The organism is Acidovorax sp. SUPP1855 (genome assembly GCF_030158955.1).
GTDB lineage: Bacteria > Pseudomonadota > Gammaproteobacteria > Burkholderiales > Burkholderiaceae_C > Paracidovorax.
Genome location: NZ_BQXI01000044.1, coordinates 20,986 through 29,091, shown reverse-complemented (window position 1 = coordinate 29,091; position 8,106 = coordinate 20,986). Strand labels below are relative to the sequence as shown.

8 protein-coding genes and 1 tRNA gene are annotated in these 8,106 nt (G+C 59.7%); all 9 read left to right on the top strand.

The genetic code is table 11. From position 1 onward, the window contains the following. A partial coding sequence (locus tag AVMA1855_RS24260; RefSeq protein WP_502870364.1) for an EF-Tu C-terminal domain-related protein occupies positions 1 to 146 on the top strand: 146 nt, incomplete at its 5' end. Positions 147 to 157: 11 nt separating this feature from the next. Beyond that, positions 158 to 233: transfer RNA gene (locus AVMA1855_RS24255), tRNA-Trp, on the top strand. A gap of 89 nt (positions 234 to 322) precedes the next feature. Further along, the gene (gene secE, locus AVMA1855_RS24250; protein ID WP_272550594.1) at positions 323 to 706 is read left to right on the top strand and encodes a preprotein translocase subunit SecE; all 384 of its coding nucleotides are present in this window, start codon (positions 323 to 325) and stop codon (positions 704 to 706) included. Next, positions 706 to 1,299, top strand: a complete 594-nt coding sequence (gene nusG, locus AVMA1855_RS24245; RefSeq protein ID WP_272566782.1) for a transcription termination/antitermination protein NusG — start codon at positions 706 to 708, stop codon at positions 1,297 to 1,299. Before secE ends, nusG begins: the two co-directional genes overlap by 1 nt. Positions 1,300 to 1,405: 106 nt before the next feature. Further along, on the top strand, positions 1,406 to 1,837 hold the full coding sequence (gene rplK, locus AVMA1855_RS24240) for a 50S ribosomal protein L11 (protein WP_092941599.1): 432 nt from the start codon (positions 1,406 to 1,408) through the stop codon (positions 1,835 to 1,837). A 1-nt stretch (position 1,838) separates the two neighbouring features. Beyond that, complete coding sequence (gene rplA, locus AVMA1855_RS24235) at positions 1,839 to 2,534, top strand: 50S ribosomal protein L1 (protein WP_272566783.1); 696 nt, start codon at positions 1,839 to 1,841, stop codon at positions 2,532 to 2,534. A 236-nt stretch (positions 2,535 to 2,770) separates the two neighbouring features. Then, positions 2,771 to 3,295: a 50S ribosomal protein L10 gene (gene rplJ, locus AVMA1855_RS24230; protein ID WP_272566785.1), complete on the top strand. Its 525-nt coding sequence runs from the start codon at positions 2,771 to 2,773 to the stop codon at positions 3,293 to 3,295. Between the two features lie 39 nt (positions 3,296 to 3,334). After that, positions 3,335 to 3,712, top strand: a complete 378-nt coding sequence (gene rplL / locus AVMA1855_RS24225; protein ID WP_284414553.1) for a 50S ribosomal protein L7/L12 — start codon at positions 3,335 to 3,337, stop codon at positions 3,710 to 3,712. A 275-nt stretch (positions 3,713 to 3,987) separates the two neighbouring features. Beyond that, complete coding sequence (rpoB, locus tag AVMA1855_RS24220; RefSeq protein ID WP_284414555.1) at positions 3,988 to 8,100, top strand: DNA-directed RNA polymerase subunit beta; 4,113 nt, start codon at positions 3,988 to 3,990, stop codon at positions 8,098 to 8,100. Positions 8,101 to 8,106: the final 6 nt, after the last annotated feature.

The following is an 8,106-nucleotide window of genomic DNA, read 5'->3' as shown; positions in this document are numbered from 1 at the left end:
ACAAGGAAATGGTCATGCCCGGCGACAACGTGTCGATCACCGTCAAGCTGATCAACCCCATCGCCATGGAAGAAGGCCTGCGCTTCGCCATCCGTGAAGGCGGTCGCACCGTCGGCGCCGGCGTCGTCGCCAAGATCATTGCTTAAAGCGTGAATGTAGGGGTATAGCTCAATTGGCAGAGCGTCGGTCTCCAAAACCGAAGGTTGTAGGTTCGATTCCTACTGCCCCTGCCACTTGATCGTGGCAATTACAAGCCCGCCAGGCCCTGGCGGGCTTCGGTGTCTTGTGGATGCCGAAACTTAAAGTAAGAAACCAGTTAAGTATGGCCACGTCTCAAGTTGAAACTGTTAGTACGGGCGCTGATAAAGCCAAGCTCGCTGCGGTGGTGGCAATTGTTCTTGCAGCGATTGCCGGATTCTATTTGCTGGGAAAGCAGGGGCCGATCGTTCAGTGGGCTGCGCTGCTTGTCGGGCTTGCAATTGCGGTGGCTGTGTTCTTGGTGTCCGAGCCTGGGCGTCAATTTGTGGGCTTCGCGCAGGATGCTTGGCGTGAAGTCAAGAAGGTTGTCTGGCCCACGCGGAAAGAGACACTTCAAATGACGGCATACGTTTTTGCGTTTGTCGTCATCATGGCGCTCTTTCTCTGGTTCACCGACAAGACTTTGGAATGGGTTTTGTATGATTTGATTCTGGGGTGGAGAAAGTAATGACGGACGCTATCGAAGTCAGCGGCACTGACGCTGCCAGCCCGGCCACTCCTGTGAATCCTGATTTGCGGTGGTACATCGTTCACGCTTACTCCGGCATGGAAAAGGCGGTTGAGCGCAACATCGTGGAGCGCATCGGTCGCGCTGGCATGCAACAGAAGTTCGGCCGCATTCTCGTTCCGACCGAAGAGGTCGTTGAAATGAAGAATGGTCAGCGCAAGACCACTGAACGTCGACTCTTTCCCGGCTATGTGTTCGTGGAAATGGTCATGGACGATGACACCTGGCACTTGGTCAAGCACACGAACAAGGTGACGGGTTTTGTTGGTGGTGCCAAGAATCGCCCGGCTCCTATTTCTGAAGAAGAAGTTCAGAAGATTGTCAGCCAAATGCAGGAAGGCACAGACAAGCCTCGGCACAAGATTGAATTCATGGTGGGTGAACTGGTTCGGGTTAAAGAAGGTCCGTTCACTGATTTCAATGGCTCTGTCGAAGAAGTCAATTACGAAAAAAGCCGGGTACGCGTGTCCGTGATGATCTTCGGCCGTTCTACCCCCGTAGAGTTGGAATTTGGTCAGGTCGAAAAAACCTGATTGTTTGGATTCGCATTTTTCGACTCGGTGCGAATTGTTTGATGAGTCGTAAACCCCGGGGAGCTGAGGCCGTGGCCTAAGCGCTAATACCCGCAAGGAGTAAACCATGGCGAAAAAAATCGTCGGTTTTATCAAGCTGCAAGTTCCAGCTGGTAAGGCCAATCCATCCCCACCAATCGGTCCTGCTCTGGGTCAACGTGGCCTTAACATCATGGAGTTCTGCAAGGCGTTCAACGCGCAGACTCAAGGTGTCGAGCCAGGCCTGCCCCTGCCAGTGGTCATCACGGCATTTGCAGACAAGAGCTTTACTTTCATCATCAAGACGCCGCCTGCGACGACCTTGATCAAGAAGGCCATCAAGCTTGAAAAGGGCTCTGCCAACGCATTGAGCACCAAGGTCGGCAAGATCACGCGCGCGCAGCTCGAAGAGATCGCCAAGACCAAGATGAAGGACATGAACGCTGCCAATGTCGACGCCGCTGTGCGCACGCTGGCTGGTTCTGCTCGCTCGATGGGCGTGACGGTGGAGGGTTTATAAAATGGCCAAGCTGACCAAGAAGCAAAAAGCCCTGCAAGGCAAAGTCGATAGCAACAAGCTGTACGCGTTCGCTGACGCCGTCGTGATCGTGAAGGAAGCCGCTACGGCCAAGTTCGACGAATCCATCGATGTGGCCGTTCAGCTTGGCATTGATGCCAAGAAGTCTGACCAAGTGGTTCGCGGCGCCGTGGTGCTGCCAAACGGTACTGGCAAGACGACCCGTGTGGCGGTGTTTGCCCAAGGCGCCAAGGCTGAAGAAGCCAAGGCTGCTGGCGCTGACATCGTTGGCATGGACGACCTGGCCGCGATGGTCAAGGCCGGTGACATGCCTTTCGACGTGGTGATCGCCGCCCCAGACGCCATGCGCGTTGTCGGTACGCTGGGTCAAATCCTCGGTCCACGCGGTCTGATGCCCAACCCCAAGGTGGGCACCGTGACGCCTGACGTCGCCACGGCCGTGAAGAACGCCAAGGCAGGTCAAGTGCAATTCCGCGTCGACAAGGCTGGTATCGTGCACAGCACGATTGGTCGCCGCTCGTTCGACAACGACAAGCTGCAAGGCAACTTGGCTGCGTTGATCGAAGCGCTGACCAAGGCCAAGCCTGCAACCAGCAAGGGCGTGTACCTGCGCAAGGTGGCGGTGTCTTCCACGATGGGCCTGGGTGTCCGCGTGGATACGCAATCCATCGCAGCGTAATTGCAAGAAATCTTCGAATTCGTCCTTGGATGGGTTCGATGTGGTGGGCTGCGGCTGCTTCGGTCGCCGCAGGCCATCCAAGACCGTTGGTGCGCGAACCCGTCGCGCTTAAATCCACAGTGATGCCAACGCAGATGGCGATCCCGCTGCAGATGGAAAATTTTCCTGAACAGTTGGTCGCTGCAACAAGAGCGTGTACGAGGCCTGTGCCGAGTGCGCATTTTAAGGAGTAGACCTTGAGTCTTAATCGCAGTGAGAAAGAAGCGGTCATCAGTGAAGTGACCAGCCTCGCCGCTAAAGCTCAAACGCTTGTGATCGCGGAGTACCGTGGCATCACGGTCGCCGACATGACCAAACTGCGTGTTGATGCTCGCAGCAAGGGCGTGACCCTGAGTGTTCTGAAGAACACCCTGGCTCGCCGTGCTGTGGCTGGCAGCGCGTTTGACGTGGTGGCAGACCAGATGACCGGTCCGCTGATCTATGGCTTCTCCGAAGACGCTGTGGCCGCCGCTAAGGTGGTGGCCGATTTCGCGAAGACCAACGACAAGTTGGTGATTCGCGGTGGCGCTTTCGGTGGCAAAGCCCTGGATATCAACGGCGTTAAGCAACTGGCTAACATTCCTCCCAAGGAAGTTCTGTTGGCTCAGATTTGCGGCTTGCTTATGTCCCCCATTTCGCGTACGGCCGTTGTGCTGGGCGCGTTGGCGGCCAAAAAAGGCGAAGGCGCTGCCGAAACGGCCGCCGAACCTGTCGCGGCTTGATTGCCCGGCAGACAACCAACCAATTGTTAGGAAATAAAAATGGCATTCGATAAAGACGCATTTTTGACCGCGCTGGACAGCATGACGGTTCTGGAACTCAATGACCTGGTGAAGGCCATTGAAGAAAAGTTTGGCGTGAGCGCAGCCGCTATGGCCGCTCCTGCTGCTGGCGGTGGCGGCGGTGCTGCTGCAGCTGCAGAAGAGCAAACGGAATTCAACGTTGTGCTGACCGAAGCCGGCGCCAACAAGGTGTCCGTGATCAAGGCCGTGCGCGAAATCACCGGCCTGGGCCTCAAGGAGGCCAAGGATCTGGTGGACGGCGCTCCGAAGAACGTCAAGGAAGGCATTGCCAAGGCCGACGCCGAAGCTGCCGTCAAGAAGCTGGTGGAAGCTGGCGCCAAGGCTGAACTCAAGTAATTCGCCTGGATTCCAGGGCTGGGGGCTCCGCAAGGGCTCCCAGCCTTTGGTGCTTATGGGGTTCACGCCCAGAGCGCACCAGAAAGCAGTGCCCACGCCACTGCTTTCTAGTGTCTTCTGACCATCCCGACAGCAGAAGATACCTTGGTTCGGGTGATGTGCAACGCATCGCCGTCCGCCATGGTTGGTAGTGGCCAACCGCCAAGCCTGCAAGGAAGCGCCCTTGCAGGTCAGTCGTCGAAGACCCAGGACTCATGTCTTTGCCCGGAGATCTCATGGCCTATTCCTATACCGAACGCAAGCGAATTCGCAAAAGTTTCGGCAGCCGCGACAGCGTGCTGGAAGTCCCTTACCTGCTGCAGATGCAGAAGGACGCATACACTGCGTTCCTGCAAGCTGACAAAGCCCCCCAGAAAAGAACCGTAGAAGGCTTGCAGGCCGCGTTCGACGCTGCTTTCCCGATCGTCTCGCACAATGGGTTTGTCGAGATGAAGTTCATCGAGTACAACCTCGCCAAGCCGGCATTCGATGTGCGTGAATGCCAGACCCGTGGTTTGACTTTTGCCTCGGCCGTGCGGGCCAAGGTGCAGTTGATCATCTATGACCGCGAGTCCTCCACGTCGCAGTCCAAGGTCGTCAAGGAAGTGAAGGAGCAAGAGGTCTACATGGGCGAGGTGCCTTTGATGACCGACAAGGGCTCGTTCATCATCAACGGCACGGAACGTGTGATCGTTTCGCAGCTGCACCGCTCGCCCGGTGTGTTCTTCGAGCACGACAAGGGCAAGACCCACAGCTCGGGCAAGCTGCTGTTTTCGGCGCGCATCATTCCCTACCGCGGTTCGTGGCTGGACTTCGAGTTCGATCCGAAGGACATCCTGTATTTCCGCGTGGACCGCCGCCGCAAGATGCCGGTCACGATCCTGCTGAAGGCCATCGGCCTGAACCCCGAATCGATCCTGGCGAACTTCTTCGTCAACGACAACTTCCGCCTGATGGACAGCGGCGCGCAGATGGAGTTCGTCTCCGACCGCCTGCGTGGCGAAGTGGCGCGTTTCGACATCACCGACAAGTCGGGCAAGGTGGTCGTGGCCAAGGACAAGCGCGTCACGGCCCGCCACACCCGCGAACTGGAGCAGTCCGGCACCACGCACATCAGCGTGCCCGAAGACTTCCTGATCGGCCGCGTGGTGGCGCGCAACATCGTCGACGGCGACACCGGCGAAATCATTGCCAAGGCCAACGAAGAGCTGACCGAAGCGCTGCTCAAGAAGCTGCGCTCCGCCGGCGTGCAGGACCTGCAGGTCATCTACACGAACGAACTCGACCAGGGCGCCTACATTTCGCAGACGCTGCGCATCGACGAAACGGTGGACGAATTCGCTGCGCGCGTGGCGATCTACCGCATGATGCGCCCCGGCGAGCCGCCGACGGAAGACGCGGTGCAGGCCTTGTTCCAGCGCCTCTTCTACAACCCCGACACGTACGACCTGTCGCGCGTGGGGCGCATGAAGTTCAACGCCAAGATCGGCCGCGACGAATCCACCGGCCCGATGGTGCTCTCCAACGAAGACATCCTGGCCGTGGTCAAGATCCTCGTGGACCTGCGCAACGGCAACGGCGAAGTCGATGACATCGATCACCTGGGCAACCGCCGCGTGCGTTGCGTGGGCGAGCTGGCCGAGAACCAGTACCGCACCGGTCTGGCGCGCATCGAGAAGGCCGTGAAGGAGCGTCTGGGCCAGGCCGAGCAAGAGCCGCTGATGCCGCACGACCTGATCAACTCCAAGCCGATTTCCGCGGCGCTCAAGGAGTTCTTCGGTGCGTCCCAGCTGTCGCAGTTCATGGACCAGACCAACCCGCTGGCCGAAATCACCCACAAGCGCCGCGTATCGGCCCTTGGCCCGGGTGGTCTGACCCGCGAGCGTGCCGGTTTCGAAGTGCGCGACGTGCACGTGACCCACTATGGCCGCGTGTGCCCGATCGAAACGCCGGAAGGCCCGAACATCGGGCTGATCAACTCGCTGGCCCTGTACGCCCGCCTGAACGAGTACGGTTTCATTGAAACCCCGTACCGCCGCGTGGTGGATGGCAAGGTGACCGACCAGATCGATTACCTCTCCGCCATCGAAGAAGGCAAGTACGTGATCGCCCAGGCGAATGCCACGCTCGACAAGGAAGGCCGCCTCACGGGCGACCTGGTGTCGGCACGTGAAAAGGGCGAGTCGACCTTGCTGAGCGCCGAGCGCGTGCAGTACATGGACGTGTCGCCTGCGCAGATCGTATCGGTGGCCGCCTCGCTCGTGCCGTTCCTCGAACACGACGACGCGAACCGCGCACTGATGGGCGCCAACATGTCCCGCCAGGCCGTGCCTGTGCTGCGTCCGGAAAAGCCCATGGTGGGCACCGGTATCGAGCGCGTGGCCGCCGTGGACTCGGGCACCGTGGTGACCGCCAACCGCGGTGGCGTGGTGGATTATGTGGATGCGACCCGCATCGTGGTCCGCGTGAACGACGCGGAAGCGGTGGCCGGTGAAGTGGGTGTGGACATCTACAACCTCATCAAGTACCAGCGTTCCAACCAGAACACCAACATCCACCAGCGCCCCATCGTCCAGAAGGGCGATGTGCTGGCCAAGGGGGATGTGATCGCCGACGGCGCATCGACGGACTTCGGTGAGATCGCCATCGGCCAGAACATGCTGATCGCGTTCATGCCCTGGAACGGCTACAACTTCGAAGATTCGATCCTGATCTCCGAACGCGTCGTGGCAGAAGACCGCTACACCTCGATCCACATCGAGGAACTGGTGGTCATGGCGCGCGACACGAAGCTGGGCGCCGAAGAAATCACGCGCGACATTCCGAACCTGTCGGAACAGCAGCTGAACCGCCTGGACGAGTCCGGCATCATCTACGTGGGTGCCGAAGTGCAGCCCGGCGATACGCTGGTGGGCAAGGTCACGCCGAAGGGCGAGACCACGCTGACGCCAGAAGAGAAGCTGCTGCGCGCCATCTTCGGCGAGAAGGCCTCCGACGTGAAGGACACCTCGCTGCGCGTGGACCAGGGCTCGCAAGGCACTGTGATCGACGTGCAGGTGTTCACCCGCGAAGGCATCCAGCGCGACAAGCGCGCCCAGCAGATCATCGACGACGAACTCAAGCGCTTCCGCCTGGACCTGAACGACCAGTTGCGCATCGTGGAAGCCGACGCGTTCGACCGGATCGAAAAGCTGCTGAACGGCCGCGTGGCCAACGGCGGCCCGCAAAAGCTGGCCAAGGGCACGAAGATCGACAAGGCCTACCTGGCCTCCGTCGAGAAGTTCCACTGGTTCGACATCCGCCCGGCGGAAGACGAAGTGGCCACGCAGCTGGAGTCGATCAAGAACTCGCTGGAGCAGACGCGCCACAGCTTCGATCTGGCTTTCGAGGAAAAGCGCAAGAAGCTCACGCAAGGCGACGAGCTGCCCGCGGGCGTGCTGAAGATGGTCAAGGTGTACCTGGCCGTCAAGCGCCGCCTGCAGCCTGGCGACAAGATGGCCGGCCGCCACGGCAACAAGGGTGTAGTGTCCAAGATCGTTCCGGTCGAAGACATGCCCTACATGGCCGACGGCACCCCTGCCGACATCGTGCTGAACCCGCTGGGCGTGCCATCGCGCATGAACATCGGACAGGTGCTCGAGGTGCACTTGGGCTGGGCTGGCAAGGGCATCGGCCAGCGCATCGGCAACATGCTGCAGGAGCAGGCCAAGGCGGCCGACATGCGCAAGTTCCTCGAAGAGGTGTACAACTCGCGCGGACGCAAGGAAGACCTGTCGCAGTTCAACGACGATGAGCTGATGGCCATGGCCGGTCACCTCACCAACGGCGTGCCGTATGCCACCCCGGTGTTCGACGGCGCTTCGGAAGAAGAGATCAAGGACATGCTCAAGATCGCCTATCCGGACGACATCGCCGAGCGCAAGGGCCTGACCTCCGCACGCACGCAGGCGTACCTGTTCGATGGCCGCACCGGCGAGCGCTTCGAGCGCCCGACCACCATTGGCTACATGCACTACCTGAAGCTGCACCATTTGGTGGACGACAAGATGCATGCCCGTTCCACGGGGCCTTACTCGCTCGTCACGCAGCAGCCTCTGGGCGGCAAGGCCCAGTTCGGTGGCCAGCGTTTCGGGGAAATGGAAGTGTGGGCGCTGGAAGCCTATGGCGCCGCTTACGTGCTGCAGGAAATGCTGACCGTGAAGTCCGACGACGTGCAGGGCCGTACCAAGGTGTACGAGAGCATCGTCAAGGGCGAACACGCCATCGAGGCCGGCATGCCGGAATCGTTCAATGTGCTGGTCAAGGAAATCCGTTCCCTGGGCCTGGACATCGAACTCGAACGTTCTTAATCGAAG

Bases quoted from the DNA above. Each gene is read 5' to 3' on its own strand.
- rplA (WP_272566783.1), top strand. From the start codon at position 1,839: ATGGCCAAGCTGACCAAGAAGCAAAAAGCCCTGCAAGGCAAAGTCGAT.
- secE (WP_272550594.1), top strand. From the start codon at position 323: ATGGCCACGTCTCAAGTTGAAACTGTTAGTACGGGCGCTGATAAAGCC.
- rplK (WP_092941599.1), top strand. From the start codon at position 1,406: ATGGCGAAAAAAATCGTCGGTTTTATCAAGCTGCAAGTTCCAGCTGGT.
- rpoB (WP_284414555.1), top strand. From the start codon at position 3,988: ATGGCCTATTCCTATACCGAACGCAAGCGAATTCGCAAAAGTTTCGGC.
- nusG (WP_272566782.1), top strand. From the start codon at position 706: ATGACGGACGCTATCGAAGTCAGCGGCACTGACGCTGCCAGCCCGGCC.
- rplL (WP_284414553.1), top strand. From the start codon at position 3,335: ATGGCATTCGATAAAGACGCATTTTTGACCGCGCTGGACAGCATGACG.